Source organism: Photobacterium leiognathi, assembly GCF_030685535.1.
GTDB lineage: Bacteria > Pseudomonadota > Gammaproteobacteria > Enterobacterales > Vibrionaceae > Photobacterium > Photobacterium leiognathi.
Map to the genome: position 1 here is coordinate 2,442,420 of NZ_CP131601.1, position 22,229 is coordinate 2,464,648.

The 22,229-nt window shown below is 35.8% G+C and carries 21 protein-coding genes; 1 reads left to right on the forward strand and 20 read right to left on the reverse strand.

What is annotated here, in order from left to right; translation table 11 throughout:
* Positions 1-67: 67 nt before the first annotated feature.
* From Q7674_RS18085 to Q7674_RS18170, 18 genes are all read right to left on the reverse strand, one after another.
* Positions 68-1,366 carry a glycoside hydrolase family 18 protein gene (locus tag Q7674_RS18085; RefSeq protein WP_045063694.1) on the reverse strand — a complete coding sequence of 433 codons (1,299 nt, stop codon included), beginning with the start codon at positions 1,364-1,366 and terminating at the stop codon, positions 68-70.
* A gap of 234 nt (positions 1,367-1,600) precedes the next feature.
* The gene (locus tag Q7674_RS18090; RefSeq protein WP_045063692.1) at positions 1,601-2,977 is read right to left on the reverse strand and encodes an MBL fold metallo-hydrolase RNA specificity domain-containing protein; all 1,377 of its coding nucleotides are present in this window, start codon (positions 2,975-2,977) and stop codon (positions 1,601-1,603) included.
* Positions 2,978-3,153: 176 nt separating this feature from the next.
* On the reverse strand, positions 3,154-3,594 hold the full coding sequence (locus Q7674_RS18095; protein ID WP_045063691.1) for an arsenate reductase/protein-tyrosine-phosphatase family protein: 441 nt from the start codon (positions 3,592-3,594) through the stop codon (positions 3,154-3,156).
* 76 nt (positions 3,595-3,670) lie between these two features.
* Positions 3,671-5,584, reverse strand: a complete 1,914-nt coding sequence (locus Q7674_RS18100) for a nucleoside-diphosphate sugar epimerase/dehydratase (protein ID WP_045063689.1) — start codon at positions 5,582-5,584, stop codon at positions 3,671-3,673.
* A 105-nt stretch (positions 5,585-5,689) separates the two neighbouring features.
* Positions 5,690-6,238, reverse strand: coding sequence for a sugar transferase (locus tag Q7674_RS18105; protein ID WP_045063688.1), 549 nt, complete (start codon positions 6,236-6,238; stop codon positions 5,690-5,692).
* A 1-nt stretch (position 6,239) separates the two neighbouring features.
* Positions 6,240-7,136, reverse strand: a complete 897-nt coding sequence (locus tag Q7674_RS18110; RefSeq protein ID WP_045063686.1) for an NAD-dependent epimerase/dehydratase family protein — start codon at positions 7,134-7,136, stop codon at positions 6,240-6,242.
* 13 nt (positions 7,137-7,149) lie between these two features.
* Positions 7,150-8,055, reverse strand: a complete 906-nt coding sequence (locus tag Q7674_RS18115; RefSeq protein WP_045063684.1) for a glycosyltransferase — start codon at positions 8,053-8,055, stop codon at positions 7,150-7,152.
* Between the two features lie 17 nt (positions 8,056-8,072).
* The gene (locus Q7674_RS18120; protein WP_170106602.1) at positions 8,073-9,089 is read right to left on the reverse strand and encodes an EpsG family protein; all 1,017 of its coding nucleotides are present in this window, start codon (positions 9,087-9,089) and stop codon (positions 8,073-8,075) included.
* A gap of 59 nt (positions 9,090-9,148) precedes the next feature.
* Entirely contained in the window at positions 9,149-10,057 is a 909-nt protein-coding gene (locus Q7674_RS18125; RefSeq protein WP_045063681.1) for a glycosyltransferase family 2 protein, read from the reverse strand.
* Positions 10,058-10,061: 4 nt separating this feature from the next.
* The gene (locus tag Q7674_RS18130; protein WP_107229709.1) at positions 10,062-10,925 is read right to left on the reverse strand and encodes a glycosyltransferase family A protein; all 864 of its coding nucleotides are present in this window, start codon (positions 10,923-10,925) and stop codon (positions 10,062-10,064) included.
* Positions 10,926-12,218 carry an oligosaccharide flippase family protein gene (locus Q7674_RS18135; protein WP_369526308.1) on the reverse strand — a complete coding sequence of 431 codons (1,293 nt, stop codon included), beginning with the start codon at positions 12,216-12,218 and terminating at the stop codon, positions 10,926-10,928. It abuts the gene before it with no gap.
* 37 nt (positions 12,219-12,255) lie between these two features.
* Entirely contained in the window at positions 12,256-12,807 is a 552-nt protein-coding gene (gene rfbC, locus Q7674_RS18140; protein ID WP_045063675.1) for a dTDP-4-dehydrorhamnose 3,5-epimerase, read from the reverse strand.
* A gap of 21 nt (positions 12,808-12,828) precedes the next feature.
* Positions 12,829-13,719: a dTDP-4-dehydrorhamnose reductase gene (rfbD, locus tag Q7674_RS18145; RefSeq protein WP_201798106.1), complete on the reverse strand. Its 891-nt coding sequence runs from the start codon at positions 13,717-13,719 to the stop codon at positions 12,829-12,831.
* Between the two features lie 10 nt (positions 13,720-13,729).
* Positions 13,730-14,602, reverse strand: a complete 873-nt coding sequence (rfbA, locus tag Q7674_RS18150) for a glucose-1-phosphate thymidylyltransferase RfbA (RefSeq protein ID WP_045063672.1) — start codon at positions 14,600-14,602, stop codon at positions 13,730-13,732.
* Positions 14,603-14,607: 5 nt separating this feature from the next.
* On the reverse strand, positions 14,608-15,690 hold the full coding sequence (gene rfbB / locus Q7674_RS18155) for a dTDP-glucose 4,6-dehydratase (protein ID WP_045063671.1): 1,083 nt from the start codon (positions 15,688-15,690) through the stop codon (positions 14,608-14,610).
* A gap of 154 nt (positions 15,691-15,844) precedes the next feature.
* The gene (locus Q7674_RS18160; RefSeq protein ID WP_045063668.1) at positions 15,845-16,888 is read right to left on the reverse strand and encodes a Wzz/FepE/Etk N-terminal domain-containing protein; all 1,044 of its coding nucleotides are present in this window, start codon (positions 16,886-16,888) and stop codon (positions 15,845-15,847) included.
* Positions 16,888-17,169, reverse strand: coding sequence for a YfcL family protein (locus Q7674_RS18165; RefSeq protein ID WP_045063667.1), 282 nt, complete (start codon positions 17,167-17,169; stop codon positions 16,888-16,890). The genes Q7674_RS18160 and Q7674_RS18165 overlap by 1 nt, the downstream gene beginning before the upstream one ends.
* Before the next feature lie 8 nt (positions 17,170-17,177).
* The gene (locus Q7674_RS18170) at positions 17,178-17,735 is read right to left on the reverse strand and encodes an elongation factor P hydroxylase (protein WP_045063665.1); all 558 of its coding nucleotides are present in this window, start codon (positions 17,733-17,735) and stop codon (positions 17,178-17,180) included.
* Between the two features lie 315 nt (positions 17,736-18,050).
* Here Q7674_RS18170 and Q7674_RS18175 point away from each other — a divergent pair, with 315 nt between their 5' ends.
* On the forward strand, positions 18,051-18,671 hold the full coding sequence (locus Q7674_RS18175) for a trimeric intracellular cation channel family protein (protein ID WP_045063664.1): 621 nt from the start codon (positions 18,051-18,053) through the stop codon (positions 18,669-18,671).
* 83 nt (positions 18,672-18,754) lie between these two features.
* Here the strand turns inward: Q7674_RS18175 and aroC are convergent, their stop codons facing one another.
* Positions 18,755-19,840: a chorismate synthase gene (gene aroC / locus Q7674_RS18180; protein WP_045063662.1), complete on the reverse strand. Its 1,086-nt coding sequence runs from the start codon at positions 19,838-19,840 to the stop codon at positions 18,755-18,757.
* Between the two features lie 183 nt (positions 19,841-20,023).
* Positions 20,024-21,928, reverse strand: coding sequence for a PTS fructose transporter subunit IIABC (locus Q7674_RS18185; RefSeq protein ID WP_045063660.1), 1,905 nt, complete (start codon positions 21,926-21,928; stop codon positions 20,024-20,026).
* Positions 21,929-22,229 lie beyond the last annotated feature (301 nt).

A 22,229-nucleotide genomic window follows, 5' to 3' on the forward strand; every position in this document is an offset into this window, starting at 1 on the left:
CTCTTACTCTTTAAAGAGCCTATTCCTACATGGCGTTCTATTATGACTTTGAGTTACCTATTGCTGACTACTTCAGTTCACTTGCCATCACATTCATTAATTCATTATTCTCATCACCAGACAGATCCCAAACGAATAAACCAGCAAGTTTATTTTGCTTCACCCAATCAGCTTTGGCTTTTACTGAGCGTGAATCATCATAACTAATGAAAACTTGTTTCTCTGCATTCCATAGATAAGGAGCTTCTGCCTTATCATCATAACCTGCGATATAACCTTGAGCTTCAGTATAATTACGTTTTAGATCCCAATACATAAAGAAGCCCGGCTCTGTATCAGAAGTACCAAAACTTGCACCTTTTGCAGAGGAAAGCTCTTTAGGTAATACCTTACCATCAAACCCTTTTGTTCCTTCCCAGCCTCGACCATAAAACGCCGCACCCACAACCAATTTATTGGCAGGAATGCCTAGCTCAATCATCTTGTTAACAAACACATCGGTACCCATTCCCCACCAACCATTGTCTGTTGCATGAAGATTCGTTAAGTGACCAGTTTGTGTTCCCCATCCGCCTAAATAGTCATAAGTCATAGCAAACATATTGGTTAAATAAGGTGCGACAGCAGCCCAATCTATCGACTCAGCTTTACTACCAACACCAACAGCAGTTGAAAGCTCATAATCTCGACCCGTTTTCTTTTCTAAACTATCTAATTCGGAACGCAATGTTTTAACCAAATGCGTATAAGCCTCTTTCTCTGCTGCTTTTTGCTCATCAGACAATTTAGTTTCAGGATTCCAAGGCGATGTTGTCAAGCCGCCACCGCCTGGGTATTCCCAGTCGAGATCAATCCCATCGAAAAAATCATACTGAGCAATAAGCTCTACAGCTGTTTGGGAAAAGTGTTCAATCGCAGCTTTATCTTTTGCCATAGCATGAAACGGTTCTGACATTGTCCAACCACCAAATGATGGCAAAATTTTCAATTCAGGTTTATCTGCTTTTAAGTCTTTTAATTGCGCAAAGTGTCCCTTGTAATCCACCTTTGCTTTGGTTGGCCCAAAATCTTTTTCTAGCGCCGATACTTGATCCACAATAACAGCACTGAACGGGGCTTTATCTTTACATGCTGCTGCTATTTGTTTTTGTACAGCTTCACTTGCACCTTGGTGCGGGCCACACATACTCAAAAAGGCATAGATAACATGAGTAAGTTTATCTGCGGGGATATCGTTAACGGTGTAAGGGTTCGCTTCATTGTTGTATTGCCAGTCAGCAAAGTAACCAGCAACAATGGGTGCTTGTGCATTAACTGAAGTACTACTGAATACGGCAGCAATAGCAAAAGGTAAAATCGCTTTCATGATGTTTCCTTACTCATCAATTGATTCATGGCATATGCTTTTGCTTCAACGATGATCTCGGAACAGCAGCAACGCAATAACCTAAAAAGTAAGAATAAACATAGTGTGAACACTTTATAGATGGGATAACTAAAAGCTAATCGAAACAAAAAATAGCGTATTTTTCGATAGAACTCTTAGTTATGTTAGAAATGTAAGATTATGAAAAGCTAATATGCGATCTTTTGCTTAATTTTATAATTCAGCTGCAATAACTATCTCTACATCTGGTCGACACGACCTCAGCTTATCAGCCAATTGAGATTGCGCTTCTTTATCGCCATGAACAATTCGGATCACAGAAGGGCCATCTTCTATCTGCTCTACAAATTTAACTAAATCATCTTGCGCAGCATGAGCAGAATAGCCTGATAAACCATAAACCTTTGCATTAACCTCAATGGTTTTATCATTAATCACTATCTGATTGTTTTGATCAAGCAATTGTCTTCCAACCGTTCCAACAGCTTGATAACCAGCCAAGATCACATCTGTCCGAACATCAGGTAGCAATGCTTCAAGATAGTTCATAATTCGTCCACCTGAGCACATACCGCTGGCAGCAACAATAATGGCAGGCTCACCAGAATGTTTTAATCGATTAACAAGCTCTACATGATCTTGGTGGTTCTCGATGGTAATGCATTGTTCAAATGCTAATGGATGACGTCCAACATAACGTCGGTCTTTCGCTTCTTTTGACCATAACTCATGAAAATGTCGATATTGCTCCGTTATTTTCTGAGCTAATGGCGAATCAAGAATAACGGGCAATGTTTTCCATACTTTTTGATGTTCATTATCATGACTCGAACCAGATAAAACATCCGCCAAAATATTTTCAATATCAAACAATAGTTCTTGCGTTCGACCAACACTAAATGCAGGAATTAAGATCGCTCCACCATCTCGTAAAGAGTGTTCAATCAACTGACGTAATTGTGATTCACGCTCAATCACATCATGATGCGGTTTGTCGCCATACGTACTCTCTAAAACAAGTACATCTGCCGACGTGGGAGAAATAGGATCAGATAAAAGAGGAGTATTTGAAGGGCCAAGATCGCCGCTAAAAACAACGGTACGTTGATCGGGTAATTTAATTTCAATATAAGCAGAGCCTAAAATATGCCCAGCTTGACGAAAACGCACAGACACACTTTCGCCATTTAATAGCACTAATTTAGCCCAGCAATCATAAGGAACTGGGCGTATTTTTTGTTTAATCAATTGGGTAAATTGCTGGCATTGCTTTTCATTAAAGCCCAACTGAATTTTCAAACCATCTTCCAACATTAATGGAAGTAATGCAGCTGTTGCTTCTGTTGCGTAAATTGGTCCTGAGAACCCAGCAGCCAGTAACCAAGGAATACGACCAATATGATCGATATGGCTATGAGTGACTAATAATGCTTCAATATGCTTAATGTCAAATTCGATATTAAGTTGCTGATGCTTGGCTTCAGCTCCTTGAAACAAGCCACAATCAATAAGCAAACTGCTCTTACCGATCATTAGCTCATGGCAAGAACCCGTCACACCTGTTTTAGCCCCATGGTGAATAATATCCACTTGTCATCCCTGTGCTTATATTTCATCTAATTTTTGATAATGACAGAGCTATTATCTTGATTAAAATTCAAACAACTAGAATCCGAGCAGGCTCACGAAATCAACGAAAGCAAACCATGTGGCACATAAAAAACACATTACTTAATCAAACAAATTATTTAATTTATAAATAATAATTACAGCTTAGTTGCCCAGGCTTGCGCAGCTTGATCAACTAAAGTTAAAGAGTGCTCAAACGCTTCACGACTTTGACGATATGGATCAGGAATATCACGCTGACTAATCCATTGACCAAACAACATCGTTTTACCACGTGCTTCAGGCGCAATATTAGTTACCGCTTCAATATGACCTTTTTCCATCACTAAGATCAGATCATACTCACGACATAACTCAGGGGTTAACTGCTGCGCTTGGTGTCCAGATAAATCAAAACCCAATTGCCCCATCATTTCACATGCCATCGCATCTGCAGGCTTACCAGCTAACCCACTTTTTTTCGTTGCAATACCCGCAGAGGCTACGTGTTTAGCTGGTAATTTCGTTTGCAAAATTCGCTCACCCGAAGGAGAACGGCAAATATTACCCACGCAAACCACAAGGATTTTGTTGAACATGGTTAACTCCGTTTAAATAGATACAAAAAAGGCCAATTATTTTATAACAATTGGCCTTAATTAATATGCAGTTCGATTAACTATTTTGCTGATTTCGTTTCCAAACTACATCACCAATACCATCTGTTGGTTTAAAGTCAGTTGGCGCATCAAGCAAAATTTGGCGAATATCTTCATGTTTAAAATCATGACAAGCTTTATCCAGTAAATCTAGAATATGTTGATACTCATCTAAAAATAAGAAACGCTCATTAGCTGTCATAATTCGGCGATGATCGGTTTCGCCTACATTATCTCCAATCAATAGCTCTTCAAATAATTTCTCACCAGGACGAAGACCCGTATATTTAAGTTCAATATCACCAAATGGATTATCTTCAGTCTTCAATTCTAATCCAGATAACTTTACTAGATTCTCAGCTAAATCGACAATCTTAACTGGTTCACCCATATCCAGGACGAAAACATCACCGCCTTTACCCATCGCGCCAGCTTGTATAACTAACTGCGCTGCTTCAGGAATAGTCATAAAGTAACGAATAATATCAGGATGGGTAATGGTAATTGGTCCGCCTTCTTTAATTTGACGCTTAAAAAGAGGGATGACAGAACCTGATGAGCCTAAAACATTACCAAATCGTACCATGCAAAAACGCGTTCCAACTTCTTTTTTAGCTTCTTCAGAAGCTAACGCTTGAAGACCAAGCTCAGCCATACGTTTTGTTGTACCCATTACATTTGTAGGACGTACCGCTTTATCTGTTGAGATTAAAACGAAAGAAGATACACCCGCATTAACCGCCGCTTGAGCTGTATAATAAGTACCAAAGACATTATTTCTAACACCCTCAACAACATTATACTCAACCATTGGAACATGTTTATATGCTGCTGCATGATAAATGGTATCAACGCTAAAGGTCTTCATTATTGTTTCTAAACGATTAATACGTTGAACAGAGCCTAATAAAGGCACAATCTCAACATCTAACCCTCGCTTTAGTGCATATTCTGCCAACTCTTTCTCAATGCTATATAAACAATACTCAGAAAGCTCAAACAATAATAATGACTTTGGCTTACACTTAACGATCTGACGGCATAACTCTGAACCAATGGAACCACCGGCACCAGTAACCATTACAACTTGATCGGTTATATTTGCCGACATTAAATCATCACGAGGCTTAACAGGTTCACGTCCAAGAAGATCTTCAATAGCCACATCTCTTAACTGATCAAGAGACACATTGTCATGAACAATAGAATCAAGGTTCGGTATAGAAAGTACTTCTACAGGTAAATTAACTAATGATTCTACAATTGCACGACGTTGAGAACGACTAGCACTCGGAATAGCTAATAATATTTGCTTAACATCACCTTTATTAACTACACGTGCTAATTTAGATGGATGATAAACATTCAAACCTTGAATAACTGTGTTTTGTAATCTCTTATTATCATCAATATAAGCGATTGGATTTAATTCATCCCCTTGACGTAATAAATTCACTAATTGACGTCCAGCTACACCTGCGCCATAAATCATCACATTTGGTTTTCGCTTCATACTACGCTGGACAAAAAGCATACGAACAGAAACTCTAGCCCCTCCAGTCAAAACAAAAAGATAGCCAAAGTAAATGACAGAAACTGACCTAGGCACCCAAATATTATAGAAATAAGTAGTTAACACAAAGACAACTGTTGAAACCAAAGCGCCAGTGATCAATGTAAATAACGCATTAATACTAAGATATCGAAGAATTGCACGATAAAAACCGATTCGGCTAAAACAAAAAATAGTTACGACAGAAAGAAAAGCTAAAAGATACCAATACTCCGCTTTGTACAGTTCATCAAAGTCACCCAATCGTGTCCAAAAAGCCCCCCAAAAAGCAACTTGTACAAACAAAAGATCAATACACACGCTCACAATTCTTTTATATACACGTGGTATTGAGAAAAATGCATCAATGAACGACATAAATCCTCGATAAAACTACAAAATCTCGATAATAAGAATGGAATTATACATAAATAATTTATAAGTCCCAAAAATGAAAATAGCGGCTATAGCCGCTACTCTATATTACTTAACAGCATCGCCGCTACCGCTACCAGTGACTGTCATGATTATATATTTAAAATATACATTTATATTCAATGTTTCAATCATCTCACGATCTGTTTTAGCCAACAGTTCGGGTGTTGACATATCGATATTTTGAACCTGGGCTAACCCAGTTATTCCAGGGAGAACATCATAAATACCTAACTTATCTCGCTCAGCAATTAATTCTTCCTGATTAAATAAATTAGGTCGAGGACCAACCAAGCTCATATCACCTTTTAACACATTGATTAACTGTGGTAATTCATCAATTTTTGTTCTACGGAGAAAAGCTCCTAATTTAGTAATAGAGGCATTATTAGCTAAGTGACTTGCAACTGATTTTGTCTCAACCGACATAGTACGAAACTTTATCAGTTTAAATGGTTGTTTATTTTTACCCATGCGAGTTTGTATAAAAACTGGCGATCCAGTATCAAATAAACCAATAATGACTACAATTAAGAATATAGGCCATAAAAATAGCAAACCGAAAAAAGAGGCTAGAAAATCGAATATACGGATCATTTTATTCCTTAGATAGTGAAGACATAACCTGTTCCATTGAATAAGGTGGAACCCAACCCAGAACATCAAATATATTAGATGAATCAACTTCTAAATTATCTAATAACTGTTCAGATATAGACTTTTTACCAACTAATCTAGCACCAAAACGCATACACCATAACGGTATAGGTAACTGATAAACTGATTTTCCTAAACCTTTAGTTATTGCATTAGTAAACTCTTTCGTCGATATAGGCTCTCCATCAGATGCTAAAAAAACATGTCCAGGTGCGGACTCATGTTTTGCACAAACAAGTAAAAGATCACAAAGGTTTTTGACTGATATAAAACTGCGTTTGTTATTGACTAAGCCGAAAGGGAGTACTGGAGATTTTTTTACTAATTTAGTAAGCAGGCCAAAATTACCAGGTGCATTTACACCATATACTAATGTAGGTCTAACAATAACAACCTCAAGACCAGTATTTCTAGCTAGTTCTAATAGTTCTTGTTCCGCTTTTAATTTCGAAAGAGAGTAGTTATTATGAGGTGCTGGTTTCGAATTAGAGTTGAATGGCAAACTTTTTGTCACACTTCCATTTACTCCAATAGAACTGACAAATATAAATCGTCGTACACCTGCATTTACGGCGTCTTCAGCAAGTTTTAAAGTACCTCGAGTATTAACCTCGTAAAGTTCTTCAGCTGTGTGACATGAGGAGTGAGCTAAGCCAGCTAAATGAATTATACAATGGATATTATCAAATGCACCATTCCAATTAGTTTCTGAATCAATACTTTGAACTTTAAAACAATCTATTCCTTTTTGATGTCTTGATACTATTTTAAACAAAGATGATTGTGTTTTATATAACTCTGAGCCAATAAAACCATTACTTCCAGTTAAAAGAATCATATTATTTTTCACTTTATAATAGAGACTTGAAGCTCATTAATACTAAGATAATAAAAAAAGCAACCTTATCTGATGGTTTTCTTCTACACTTAAAAGCCATAAAAGATAACTTTAAAAGATTAAAGAAATTTCTTTTTTTAATTAGCTTAATAGGTTCATTATCAATACCTATAAATTCAGCTTGATCAAGTACTTTTTTAAACGCATCACCAGAGATAATAATTTTTAACCGACTCAATATTTGTGAAAGCCCTTTATTTGCTCCAACCTGATTAGATTCGTGCTGGCGATAAAGCATTAAAGGTTCAGAATCAATAAACCACTTAATTCCTTGACTTCTAGCAAAAGCATAACAATACCAATCATGTAACCATATTTTATCTAAATGTGCTTTTTGCTCTTCAAGAGAGAGTTTAATTCTATTAGTTAAACTCTCTGTCATTAAGAATGTACAGCCAGGACCAGATGATTCAAAAATATAATCAAACTCTTTTTGAGGATAGTCTTTTTTTATTAATTTCTGTTTGCCAGATTCCCAAAACGCTGTAACATTGCTTGAATATCCATCAGAGTTTGTTTTTTCTAGTATTTTAATCGCATGTTCTAATTTATTGGATAGCCAAATATCGTCTTGATCACTAAATGAAATATACTTATATTTGCTAAAATCAACATCAAGTAATAATCTAAAGAAATTCTGCCCGGCACTTCCAAAACTCAACCCATAATCCAGCAGAAATATATTATTATTCACTTGAACATAATCATTAATTATATCTAATGATGTATCTGAAGATAGATCCAAACTAATATAAATATCGACTTCGACATTTTCCTGATTTAATATACTATCAATTTGTTCTTTTAAATAATCACTTCCGTTATATACGGCAAGTAGTATACATATTCTATTTAACATTACAATCCAACTTAAACTTAGATAATATTAAAAATGTAATTATCATATGGTAAAACAATCTTTAATGAAGAATAAAAAAACAAAAAAGATATAATAATCAACATCAAGAAATAAGCATATTTTAATCTTGTAGATAAGTACTTTAGCGGTAAGATGATAGCTGCGAGATCAAATAAACCAAGCACCTCAACAAAACGCAATGAAAATACGTCATTCCATGATAGAAATGCTTGCAAGAAAAGGCTACACGACAAAAAGTATATAAATACTCTTTCTATCTTTGATGCTAGATCATATATAAACAATAAAACAAAATAAAATAATACCAATCTTATTAAGTAATACGATGATAAAAGAGATACTTTTTTAACAGCGTATGTTCCATTAAGATAACTATCAATTCTTTCACCACCTATAAAGTGCATCAAATCTAGACTGAAAGGTGACAAGAAAAATGCAATGATAGGTATAGAAAATAATATTTTTTTATTATCTAAAGATTTAAAGTTATAATGAATAAAATATAAAAAAGGAATCAATATAACTGAAAGGTGAAAAGTTATACTAACTAAGATTAATATAATGCTAGTTTTTCTTCTATCATCACACCAGTATAATACGGCACAAGAAGCAATTCCCATTGCAATTGCTACCCGGACTTGAGTAAATTCTTGTACCAAGTAAAGCCTAGAAAATACTAATAAAAGTAAAACACCCAAATATTTACCATTAAAAGATAGTCTACAAAATATGAACTTGGCAAAAATACTAATAGTTGCCACTAATGTAAAAAAATATTCTATGTTATTACTGAAAAGCGATGTCACCTTATATAAGGTAATAAATCCGATATCTTTTCCTTGAAAAAAATAAACACTAAAATTTTCTCTTACATCAGTAAGCCATTTTAAATAACTATCATAATCATGATCAATATTACCGTATCTAAATCCTGTAAATAGTATGGCAATTAATAGCAATACTATTGTATAAAAGTTATATAAGTTAATAAGTGCTCTATTTTTACTTATCATTATTCCATCATATGAATATGCGTAGAATAAAAACATAGAAAATAATATCAAATAAAAACTCATTTAAAATGACCTTTACCCATTTTAGATAAAATTCCATCAAAAACAGCTTTTGTCAAAAGGCCCAGTGAATATAATTTCCTTTTCGATGTTAATGAATAAAAAATTATATATTGAGGTACTTTTATTAAATAAATTAATTTTGAATTAAATGACATGCTATCCGACTTCATTAGATACACTGCATTTCTAACTATAAAATAATTCCTAAAATCACTATGAAGATTAATATTTCTACCTAGTGCTCTCGTTGTTTCATCTCCAATACTATGATGCATAATAACTGTAGGAATAATAAAAGATTTATATCCATACACATGATTACATCTTTCACCCCATTCAATATCTACCCAATCAATAAATAATTCGCTTTTCATAAAGCCAACCTTTTTTAATAAAGATGTTCGAATAAGTGAGCCGGAAGCTATTATATAATCACTATGTACAGGTTCTTTACTTTCTAAATTAATTGGTATTCTTTGCACATAAAAAGGTTTTGCTCTAATTGCATTAACAGTTTCACCTGTTTTTTCATCTATAAATGTAGGACCGACTGTAGCAACATTCTCTCCCTTTTGTATTAAATTATTTTCAGCGAATAATAGATCTTTAACCATACTTGGAGGTAGACTACTATCTTGATCTAATAATAAGACATGACTATAGTCATTATCAATCGCATAACTAATACCGATATTTTGGGCTTCAGCTATTCCTTTATTATCATTCAATGCAAAATATTTAATATTATTTGAAATTAAGCTTAAAATATCGTTAATTTTCTCTTTTACAGAAGTAGGGGAGTTATCTACTATACATATATCTTCAACCTGATCTTGTAAACTTAATAATAACCTTTTGAGTAATTCTTTTTCTGGATTAAATAAAACGATAATAGGTAAAATCATATTGTTATCCCTGACCTTGAAAATGGCGTCGACCTTTTTTAATTATATATTTAAAAAGATAATAATATCTTCTTAATATCCAAAGGTTTAAAATTGGCTTATGTAATAATTTATAAAGATATCTTATATAATTAGATGCTTGAGATAACGTCTCATCTTTAACATATCCTCCAACGATCATAAAGCATTTAATCTTATTATCTATATCTACCTTAGGTAGACAATTATTATTATATTTTTGCCAACCTAAATGTTCGACAACAATATCTTTTGGTGTACGACAAGAATACAGCTCTGGACGTAAATATCTCATGTGATCAGGATAAAACTTCGAACTTTCCTCAACAGACCAATCCCATCTAAATAAAGTTGCAGTTGTATCAATAAAAGAAACATATAGGTCATTAATTTTATTATTGGTATATAAGGATTCTTCTTGTTGCAAGATATCATGTAAATATTCATTTTTCTTTAAATAATCCCATGAAAGAGACAACCCAACTTTACCCAATGAACAATTATTTTCCATTAAATTTATAGAATAACTCAACCAGCATGGTTTAGCTTTACATAAATTAAAATCTATATCACCATCAGTAAGATAAAAATATTTTGAACCGTGACGTGATTTTATATATTCGAGATGACGATTGATACCTAAAATCCATTTATTATCATTATTTCTCAAAATGGTTATTTTTTCATTTTTTTCTAATTTATCTAATATTTTCAAATGTTCATTATTATCTGAGTTATTATCAATAACATAAATATGATAATCTATCGTAACTGTATTTATAATTGAATCAATACATTGAAATAAGAATTCATTCTCATTTCTTGTCATTACCAAGATAGGTATTTCCATTTAAAAATTCCTGATAGACTTACTTTTAATCAACACTATAAGAGGCAGAAATAAATTACATCCTCTAATCATTGCAATAAAAAAAAGTTTGTCTTTATAAAAAACAAAGAATAAAAGATTGGCAAGTGCATAACTTAACACTGAAGATATAGCTATCACCGCTAAACTATTGAAGTAAATTCCAATACAATTTAGTGTGACATTTAATATAGCAGCATAAAAAGTTTTTCTTAACTCTGCACTATAGTCTTTACTTATAACTAGATGATTACCAGTAACAGCACCTAGAAATATAAAAATCAAACCAATTATATTTATATAGAATAATTTCAAAGACTCCAAATATTGAATGGAAAAGATTGTGAAAAACACTTCACTTCCGAAGATATATACGAATGAAATTATAATAAGGTAGGCCCACAATAATATACTGATAATTAATGATATTTTTCTATAATAGTTATCCTTATTGCTTTTATATTCAATAATTAGATTAGATATAAACATTGAAACAACTATTAAAGATATAAAATTTAATGGTGTTGTAAATCTTGTTGATGCTGAAAAAATTCCAGCTTGACTATCACTAATAAACCAGCCAATCATTAATATATCGACTTGCGTAAACAACCCTATTACTACGCCAGACAACATCAATTTAGACGATTTTCTAAATACAACTACAGCACTTTTATTATTAAGAGTTAAACTAAAGTACTTTCCTTTATCATATAAAATATAAAAAACGATAAATGATAGTAATTCTTTACAAAAGAAAGTCATTGCGATAGCTAATGTGCTATAGTCATTTTTTATTAGAAATACAACTAGTGAAGATGTGATAGACAACGATATAAACTGTGAAATTGTATATTCTTTAAACTTACTACGTCCATCAACTATTGATGGATATAAGTTTAAAGCAACGAAGAATTTTGACAATATAATAGGAACTGATATTAATAATACATCTGGTTTTGTTATGTATATAACTGAAAATATTATTACTGAAAAAATCAAAAAACCAATTAATCTTAACCCTGCATAATTACCATATCTTTTTCTAACTACTATATTTTTGTTTGAACCACATATAACCGTGAATATCGAATTTAGCCCTAGAGTAAGGAAAAAAGATAAGAACAAAGACAAATTATTTATAAAAGCAATCTTACCTTGCTCTTCAGGACCTAAGTAATTCATTATCATTATACCTATAACTAGGCTATAAATGATATCTACCGACTTAGACGATATCCCAAATATAATCTTATTAAGCACTAAAGGCACCACTAAGTAAAGGAGATATAACTATCTCCTTTTAATATATTTATAAACAAACACTCTTCTTTAGTATTTTACCATTATTATCTTTATCAGAGAGAATAAGATCAACAAGTTTATCAATCGGCCATTCAATACCTATCTCAGAATCATTCCACAAAATTGAATGTTCTGCTGATGGGTTATAATAATCCGTACACTTGTAAACAAACTCGGCTTCATCACTCGTTACATAAAAACCGTGAGCAAAACCTTCTGGCACCCATAATTGACGCTTGTTTTCAGCAGACAAATAAACACCAACCCATTTACCAAATGTTGGTGAATCTTTACGAATATCAACGGCAACATCAAATACTTCACCAGAAACAAGGCGAACTAATTTACCTTGTGTATTTTCTGTTTGGTAATGAAGACCACGTAAGATGCCTTTTTTTGATTTTGAGTGGTTATCTTGCACAAATTGTGTCGGCTTTCCCGTTACCAATTCTTCAAATTTCTTTTGGTTCCATGTTTCCATGAAAAAACCACGCTCGTCACCAAAAACAGCAGGTTCAATAATTTTCACATCTGGGATGTCTGTCTCAATCACATTCATTTTATTTATTCTCAATAATTATTATTGATAATCAACTAATTGATTTAAAGCACGTTGCCAATCACAGGCTTGAATACCGAACGTTTCTGTAATTTTCTGAGTATCAAGCTTTGAATTTGCAGGTCGTTTCGCTGGCGTTGGATAATCTTCTGTGTTAATGCCTTTTACTATTGGTGCTTTATCTAATACTTTTTGTTCTACTGCTTTATCAAAAATAGTTTGAGCAAAACCACACCAAGAGGTATGAGGTAGACCAGAAAAATGATAAATCCCGTACTGATGATCAAAGCTATTACCTTGCTTCACAATATCGTTAGCAATAGTAATTAATGCTGCGGCAATATCACCCGCGTAAGTTGGACCACCAAACTGATCAGCAACAATACCTAATTCATCTCGCTGCTCAGCCAAACTAAGCATTGTCTTAACGAAGTTATTTCCCTCTTCACCAAATACCCATGCAGTACGTAAAATAACAGCGCGAGAGCAAGCTTCAAGTACGGCCTTCTCACCCGCTAACTTACTTGTACCGTATACGCCTTGTGGGTTTACAGTATCACTTTCAGAATAGATACCTTCTTTATCGCCAGCAAAGACGTAATCAGTAGAAATATGTAGTAACGCAGCACCAATATTTTCAGCTGCTTGTGCTAAATATAATGGACCGTCACGATTAATCGCATAGGATAAATCAACTTCAGTTTCGGCTTTATCTACAGCAGTATGAGCAGCTGCATTAATAATAATGTGTGGCTTAAATTCATTTACTGTCTTAACAACATCAGACTGAGAAGTGATGTCTAATTCATTTCGATCAACTGCTAGAATTTCTGTTTTTGGACAGGCTTGTAGCTGTTTCACTAAACAGGTACCAACTTGACCATTGCTACCTGTAATCAATACTTTCACAATGTACGTGCTCTTATTTATTTTCAGAAGTAATACGCATCAAGTATTGACCGTACTCATTTTTCATCATTGGTTTAGCTAATATTTGAACTTGCTCTGTTGTTAACCAGCCATTACGCCAAGCAATTTCTTCAAGACAGGCCACTTTCAAACCTTGAACATTCTGAATAGTTTCTACAAAGCTGGATGCTTCATGTAGACTCTCGTGCGTACCCGTATCCAACCATGCAAAACCACGACCTAATAGCTCTACATTCAATGTTCCATCATTAAGGTACATTTCATTTAATGTAGTAATTTCTAGTTCACCGCGCTCAGACGGTTTCACTTGCTTTGCCATCTCAACAACACGGTTGTCGTAGAAATACAACCCCGTTACTGCGTAATTTGATTTTGGCTCTACTGGTTTTTCTTCAATCGAAATGGCTTTCATTTCATCATCAAATTCAACCACGCCAAAACGTTCTGGATCTTTAACTTGATAACCAAATACCGTTGCACCTTGCTCACGAGAAGCAGCATTGCGTAATGTTTGACTAAATGATTGTCCGTAGAAGATATTATCACCTAATACAAGACATACACTGTCATCACCGATAAACTCTTCACCGATTAAGAAGGCTTGCGCTAAACCATCAGGGGATGGTTGAATAGCAAATTCCAAATTGATACCAAAATCAGAACCATCGCCTAACAAACGACGAAAACTTTCATTATCTTCAGGAGTGGTGATAATAAGAATATTGCGAATTCCCGCCAACATAAGAGTTGATAGCGGATAAAAAATCATTGGTTTATCATAAATAGGAAGCAATTGCTTAGAAACACCTCGGGTTATTGGGTATAAGCGAGTACCTGAACCGCCAGCTAAAATAATACCTTTCATCTTATTTACTTACCTTCGCTCGTATTATTACCAGTACCTAAACGTTCAAAACTGTATGACCCATCTAATACTCGGCTCCACCAAGTTTTGTTGTTTAAATACCACTCAACGGTTTTACGAATACCTGACTCAAAAGTCTCTGCTGGCTTCCAACCAAGTTCACGCTCAATCTTTGAGGCATCAATCGCATAGCGAACATCATGACCTGGACGGTCAGTTACGTAAGTAATCAAATCTTGATATTGAGCAATACCTTGTGGTTTGTTAGATACTAACTCTTCTAGCAGTGAACAAATGGTTTTCACCACTTCAATGTTAGCTTTTTCGTTATGACCACCAATATTGTATGTCTCACCAATCTCACCTTTAGTCACAACGGTATAAAGTGCTGATGCATGATCTTCGACATACAGCCAATCACGAATTTGCATACCATCACCGTAAACAGGCAAACTCTTTCCATCTAAAGCATTTAAAATCATTAATGGAATTAGTTTTTCTGGGAAATGATATGGCCCATAGTTATTTGAACAGTTGGTCACAATAGTTGGTAGACCATATGTACGTAACCACGCTCGTACTAAATGATCACTAGAAGCTTTTGATGCCGAATATGGGCTCGACGGTTCATATGATGTTGTTTCAGTAAACAGGTCGTCAGTATCTTCTAAGTCGCCATAAACTTCGTCAGTTGAAATATGATGGAAACGGAATGCTGATTTACGACTCTCATCAAGCTGATTCCAGTATTGACGAGACGCCTCTAACATGGTGTAAGTACCAATAATATTAGTTTCAATAAAAGCAGCAGGCCCATCAATTGAACGATCAACATGACTTTCAGCAGCCAAATGCATCACTGCATCAGGCTGGTATTCTGCAAATATACGATCCAACTCTTCACGATCACAAATATCAACTTGCTCAAACTGATAACGTTCGCTTTTCTCGACTTCATTCAACGATTCTAAGTTACCAGCATAAGTTAACTTATCGACATTAATTACTGAATCTTGAGTATTATTAATAATATGGCGAATAACTGCTGATCCAATAAAACCAGCACCACCCGTTACGAAAATTTTCACGAAGGAGATCCTTTCATTATTAAGTCCCCCTACAATTAAGGGGGAGTATAAGTTTCATAATCTATAATTTTAGCATGCTACCGCCCTAAGGTTATAAGCCTCCTCAAGGGCATAACATTTACCAACAAAAATTTACACTGCAAAACGCCTAAGTTTACTTCTTAAACACCTCATGAATGAACACTACTGCAGAACCAAAAATTACACCTATGATTGCAAATAAAATAACAACAAACACTCTCTTAGGTTTATCGCGACTCAAAGGATAATCAGCGTCCATCAGATAATGAAAACTTTTTAAGTTAACATCTTCAGATATTTTAAAATGTTCGAGTAAATCTATTCTAAGCTTTATAATGTCAATATTTGGATCAAATAAGTTAAAATTTTTCACTGATTTTAACAAACGCTCTTTCTCTGCTAATCCTTTACTACCAAGCTCAATAGAAAACATTCCTCCATTGTTGCCCATCAAAGGAATAGGCTTAACCGCTTCTGCTGCTTTTGCAATTTTAAGTGAATACTCTGTTTTATTTGTTTCATTAAGGATTTCTTTTCTTACCTGATTCTCGAGTAATAATTTTTTTTGTGATAACAAGCTTTTCCTGTTATCAATCAGACCTTTAAGTGTTACATTGATATCATTAAAAACCGATTTATTAACAAAGTTGATGTACTGAGAAAGAAGCTTCTGACTTTCTTCGGGAGTCTTAGCTTGGAATGTTAAGTTGTAAATTCCAGGTACTTTATCATCATTTAAAGAAGCTGAAATTTTTTTAGACCAAAAACTATTAAACTGTAATTTATTCGCATCTTTTGCATAACTACTCATTATTGCATTCGATTTAATAAATGATATTTTATTATTATAAGAATTAAATTTAATTATGAAATTTTTCAAAAGTTCTTGTTCATCTACAGCATTATCAATAACAGCTCTCTGAGATGTTCCATCAAACGAAGGATAGATTGGAGATAATGAATTACGAAGAGACACTGTATCATCGTAATTTCCTTTCATTATAACTGCAGTTGACGTCCACCATTGTTGAGCAGAGAAAGCCCAAGCTGCACCTAATAAACTAAATATTAGTGCTGATAATATAATCCATTTTTTTTTCTCCCATAGAGGTTTTGTTATATACAAAAAATCAATACCATCATTAGATACGTTATTTGCAGCTTGAATATTACTCATTATTTTTCCACAAATCTAAAACTAAGCCGAAACTTTTGCCACATTTGGCATACAAGAACATAATCGGAAGGAGAAAGCTCACTTTTCGCATCAGCAATACTCTGCTCTACTTTTTCCTTCATTTCTGATAATTGTGATTCATTTTCAGACTCACACTCAGCAGCCGCTAATGAAATATGCCCGCGCAAATAACCACCAGCAAACAGATCATCATCCGTTGCTGTGTCTATTCCATCGTCGATAAGCTTAAGCAGCTTTTCTTCGTATTCTTGAATTGTCATATCCTATCCTATACACAACACATTTCATCAAATCGAACGGGTTGTATGAAATCCTGTTCTGTTAACGGTTTGATACCATAAAAGGCTCGGAACGCATCAGACAGCATTTTTGCTCGCTCTGGAATTCCGTATTCCAAATAGGTTAGCACTTGTTCACGTACTTTTAACGTAAACGCTACCCTATCAGGCTCACAGTCGCCACTCAAGTTGTCACAACTGACTTGGAATTTAAATCCGCAACTTGCTGACAAAATCCACTCAATGGCCTGTGGTTTAATTTCTACTTTCTCGAACTCTGCCTGAACCGCTTCAGAGCGACCATCAGGTTCGTACCAATAACCGTAATCTTCTAATTTACGACGCTCAACTCCAGCGATACACCAGTGCGCTAATTCATGCATTGCAGATGCAAAGTAACCACGAGCAAAGATGATTTGATTGTGCACTCGCTCATTAGAAGCTGGTAAGTAAATTGGTTCATCGCCTCCAAGAAGTAATTCTGTATTGAGACTCTCTAAAAATAACCCATTGAAAATAACGATTAAATCGTTGTAATCATGTCTCATACTAATGATAACTTCTTAAATACATAACTTACCGATTATACAATGTGGCACATCTAAGTGCGAATTTTCTTAAGGTTACAGAGTATGACTAAAGTCATATTATTGTCATTTTATAAAAAACATCTTGTTTTTGCTGTTTTTTCAACCAGATAGTATCTTAACAAAAGAATAAGATGCTAAACGCATATCAAGTTGTCATTCTCTTTCACTATCTTTTAGATGAATTTAATTCATGTCAGATTTTTTTCTTTTCATTAGAATAAGATGGAGTTCACAAATACAATCGCCTTAATCTTAATTAAGGATATCTTTACCATGCTGCTTTCAGTTTTATACATTATTGGCATTACAGCAGAAGCCATGACTGGCGCATTAGCGGCAGGTAAACGCCATATGGATTGGTTTGGAGTCATGTTAGTAGCAAGTGCTACTGCAATTGGTGGCGGTACAGTGCGTGACATATTACTCGGTCACTACCCGCTAGGTTGGGTTGCTCACCCACAATACTTAGTGATCACATGTGTTGCAGGGATCTTAACTACCTACTTTGCCCGTTGGGTGGTTCGTTTTCATAAAGTTTTTATCTTGCTCGATGCTATCGGCTTAATCGTGTTTAGTATTATTGGATGCCAAGTCGCGATGACAATGGGGCTTTCTCCAATCATCTGTGTTGTTGCGGCAGTAGTGACAGGCGTATTTGGAGGTTTGTTACGAGATATGATCACGCGTCGCAAGCCTATGGTACTTCATAAAGAGCTTTATGCGTCAGTCGCATTCATTGCAGGTATCATGTACTACACCATGTCGTATTTAAGTGTACATCCTGATATCACCACGTTGATTACTTTAATTACTGGTTTCAGCCTACGTATGGCTGCAGTATATTTTAGCTGGAGCTTACCCGTATTCGAGTTTGAAGAAGAAGTCGCTCATTAAGCTTATTTTTTAATAAAGAGATAAAACAAAGCCACGCTGAACTCATTCAAGCGTGGCTTATTTATAAATGCTCGTTTTAACAATTAGATCTTCGGCGTATCTGTAACCACATCTGCGTTTTGACCACGATGACGTAACAGATGATCCATTAAGGTAATCGCTAACATCGCTTCTGCAATAGGCACAGCACGAATACCAACACATGGATCGTGTCGACCTTTAGTGACAACTTCAGCAGTCTCACCCTGCTTAGTAATAGTTTCACCCGGAACTGTAATACTTGATGTTGGCTTAAGCGCAATATGTGCCACAACATCTTGACCAGATGAAATACCACCTAAAATGCCACCAGCATGATTGGTTTTAAATCCTTCCGGTGTCATCGCATCACGGTGTTCACTACCTCGTTGATCAACTACATCAAAACCATCACCGATCTCAACGCCTTTAACTGCATTGATACTCATTAGTGAATGAGCTATATCAGCATCTAAACGATCAAATACAGGTTCGCCTAAACCAACAGGGACATTTTGCGCAACCACGGTAATTTTTGCACCAATTGAATCGCCTTCTTTTTTCAACTTACGGATCAACTCATCGTAAGCTTCAACTTTATCAACATCAGGGCAGAAAAAGGCATTTTGCTCGATTTGCTCCCAATCGACATTATCAATTTTCACATCACCCATTTGTGATAGATAAGCACGCACTTCAATACCATGAACTTGTTTTAAGTATTTCTTTGCAACCGCGCCAGCTGCAACACGCATTGCCGTTTCACGAGCAGATGAACGACCACCGCCACGGTAATCACGTACCCCATATTTTTGATGGTAAGTGTAGTCGGCATGACCGGGGCGGAATAAATCTTGAATATTCGAGTAATCTTTCGAGCGTTGATCGGTATTTTCAATTAATAAACCGATAGAGGTACCTGTTGTTACACCTTCAAATACGCCAGATAGAATTTTTACTTCATCAGGTTCACGACGTTGTGTAGTGTATTTTGACGTTCCCGGACGACGACGATCCAAATCATGCTGCATATCAGCTTCAGTTAATGCGAGTCCCGGTGGGCAGCCATCAATGATACAGCCCAGCGCCAAGCCATGGCTTTCGCCAAATGTGGTGACGCGAAATAGTTGTCCAATCGTATTTCCTGCCATTACTTCCTCTGTGATATCTCTATGCTTACATGCATTTTTAATTTTACTAATACTGACATAGTGCAAAGTTGTCCGATAGATTGCAAGAACAAGTGCGCAAATTACCGCCAGTGATAACTTTCAAAAACGAAAAAAGCGACAGGCTTTCACCTATCGCTTTCATTTAGCTATTTATAGTAAAGATTAAGCAGTTGCTAATGCTCGCTCCGCTTTAGCTTTACGTACTTTCTTTAGTGTTACCGCAACAAGAGCAGTAACGACCATACCTGATGCCATACATAGTAGCGCGAGCGCAGGTTTGTTCATCGCACCCAGTAATGCCACCACTGGACCACCATGTGCCACGCTGTTAGTGATACCGAAAGAGAACGCCATCACTGCGGCAACCATACTACCTAGCACGTTTGCTGGGATCACCGACAGCGGATCTTGCGCAGCAAATGGAATTGCACCTTCTGATATACCCACTAAGCCCATTGCACCTGCCGCTTTACCTGCTTCAACTTCTGATTGCTCGAAAATATTTAACTTACGACCAAGTACCGTTGCTAAGCCCATACCTAAAGGAGCAACAGGGATCGCACAAGCCATTGCACCCATAAACTGTGTTTGACCATTGGCAATCATACCAACAGAGAACAAGAACGCGACTTTGTTAAATGGACCACCCATATCAAAGCCAGCCATACCACCTAATACAATACCAAGTAGTACCACGTTACCTGTGCTCATTTCCGTTAGCATAGAGTTCATGCTATCCATTAGCCCCGCGATTGGCGCACCAATAACGAAGATAAACAAACCTGCGATGAACAAGGTACCCGTAATTGGTGCAATAAGAATCGGCACTAAAGGCTGTACCATCTTATGGTAGTTACGAGTTGCAACCCAACGAACAAAGTAACCCACCAGCAAGCCTGCAACAATGGCACCAATAAAGCCAGTACCCGCACTTGCATCATAAAATGAACCGTTATTAGCAATCCAACCACCAATGAAACCCGGTGCTAACGCAGGGCGATCACCGATAGCAAAGGCAATGTAACCAGCCAGAATTGGGATCATCAAAGTGAAGGCAACCACACCCACATCGAGCACTTTTTGCCATAAACTACCCGCTGGGATTTGCATACCAGAATCAGTTGGTTGACCACCAATTGCCAGTGACAACGCAATTAACAAACCACCTGTTACGACAAACGGGATCATGTGGGATACGCCGTTCATCAGGTAGCGATATAGATTCGAGCGAGTTTGCGCAACTTTGCTCTCGCTTGAATCAGAAGTATCATCACCATCAGCTTCATAGGTTTTGGCAACTAACGCTTGTTGAATTAAGCCTTTTGCATCTTTAATTGGCGCTTTAACACCTGTTTTGATCAGCTTTTTACCTGCAAAGCGAGCCATATCAACTTGTTTATCACAGCTCACCACAATCGCTTCTGCTCGTGCGATTTCTTCAGCGGTTGGGGAATTCTTAACACCAATCGAACCATTGGTTTCTACTTTCACTTCATAGCCAAGCTCAGCACCCGCTTTTTCTAATGCCTCTGCTGCAAGGTAAGTGTGAGCCACACCAGCAGGACAGCCTGTGACACCAATGATCAAACCTTTAGTTTGCGCTTGCGTGACAACTTGCTCTTTTTCTTCAAGCAATAACGCTAGGGCTTCTTTTTCTGTTTTAGCTGCTAAGAACTGCTCAACAAAACCATCTTCAATCAGCTTTGAAGAAAGCTCTGCTAATACTTCAATATGGTGGTTATCGCCGTTATCTGGTGATGCGATCATGAAAAACAGTTGTGATGGTTTACCATCTTCCGCACCATATTCAATACCAGTACGACTGACACCAATCGCAACCGCAGGTTGTGCAACAGCTGCACTTTTTGCGTGTGGTATCGCAATGCCTTCTTCAAAGCCAGTATTACCTAATTCTTCACGGGCTTTTACATCAGCAATAAATTGCGTCTTATCAGCAACACGGCCTTGTGCTACCAATAATTCAGCCATTTCGTTAAACACGTCGTCTTTGGTTTTCGCCTTAAGCTCAAGGCAAATTAAATTTTCATTGATCAAGGAAGTAATCATGTCTATCCCCAACATTTATTGTTATGTGTCCATCAAGCATTCATCTGATGGATTTCAGTATGGGAATATTGTCGGACTTTTAGATGGTTCAAAATAGAGCACAGAAGAGGCTTTAACTGGATAAATGTAACCTAATAATTGAGGTGTGAGCTAAGGCACATTTCATACCACAGGATTAATAAACATCAGATACAAACTTAAACCTTAAAATATCAACCACATAAAAAACAAGCGGTTTAATTAAAGGAATGAGTTTAAATCCAAACAATTTTTCAATCACTGTAAATATCACGCATTGATA

Excerpts from the sequence above, each read along its gene's own strand:
- Q7674_RS18085 (WP_045063694.1), bottom strand. The coding sequence starts at position 1,366 with ATGAAAGCGATTTTACCTTTTGCTATTGCTGCCGTATTCAGTAGTACT.
- Q7674_RS18095 (WP_045063691.1), bottom strand. The coding sequence starts at position 3,594 with ATGTTCAACAAAATCCTTGTGGTTTGCGTGGGTAATATTTGCCGTTCT.
- Q7674_RS18100 (WP_045063689.1), bottom strand. The coding sequence starts at position 5,584 with ATGTCGTTCATTGATGCATTTTTCTCAATACCACGTGTATATAAAAGA.
- Q7674_RS18105 (WP_045063688.1), bottom strand. The coding sequence starts at position 6,238 with ATGATCCGTATATTCGATTTTCTAGCCTCTTTTTTCGGTTTGCTATTT.
- Q7674_RS18110 (WP_045063686.1), bottom strand. The coding sequence starts at position 7,136 with ATGATTCTTTTAACTGGAAGTAATGGTTTTATTGGCTCAGAGTTATAT.
- Q7674_RS18115 (WP_045063684.1), bottom strand. The coding sequence starts at position 8,055 with ATGTTAAATAGAATATGTATACTACTTGCCGTATATAACGGAAGTGAT.
- Q7674_RS18120 (WP_170106602.1), bottom strand. The coding sequence starts at position 9,089 with ATGATAAGTAAAAATAGAGCACTTATTAACTTATATAACTTTTATACA.
- Q7674_RS18125 (WP_045063681.1), bottom strand. The coding sequence starts at position 10,057 with ATGATTTTACCTATTATCGTTTTATTTAATCCAGAAAAAGAATTACTC.
- Q7674_RS18130 (WP_107229709.1), bottom strand. The coding sequence starts at position 10,925 with ATGGAAATACCTATCTTGGTAATGACAAGAAATGAGAATGAATTCTTA.
- rfbC (WP_045063675.1), bottom strand. The coding sequence starts at position 12,807 with ATGAATGTGATTGAGACAGACATCCCAGATGTGAAAATTATTGAACCT.
- rfbA (WP_045063672.1), bottom strand. The coding sequence starts at position 14,602 with ATGAAAGGTATTATTTTAGCTGGCGGTTCAGGTACTCGCTTATACCCA.
- Q7674_RS18160 (WP_045063668.1), bottom strand. The coding sequence starts at position 16,888 with ATGAGTAATATTCAAGCTGCAAATAACGTATCTAATGATGGTATTGAT.
- Q7674_RS18165 (WP_045063667.1), bottom strand. The coding sequence starts at position 17,169 with ATGACAATTCAAGAATACGAAGAAAAGCTGCTTAAGCTTATCGACGAT.
- Q7674_RS18170 (WP_045063665.1), bottom strand. The coding sequence starts at position 17,735 with ATGAGACATGATTACAACGATTTAATCGTTATTTTCAATGGGTTATTT.
- Q7674_RS18175 (WP_045063664.1), top strand. The coding sequence starts at position 18,051 with ATGCTGCTTTCAGTTTTATACATTATTGGCATTACAGCAGAAGCCATG.
- aroC (WP_045063662.1), bottom strand. The coding sequence starts at position 19,840 with ATGGCAGGAAATACGATTGGACAACTATTTCGCGTCACCACATTTGGC.
- Q7674_RS18185 (WP_045063660.1), bottom strand. The coding sequence starts at position 21,928 with ATGATTACTTCCTTGATCAATGAAAATTTAATTTGCCTTGAGCTTAAG.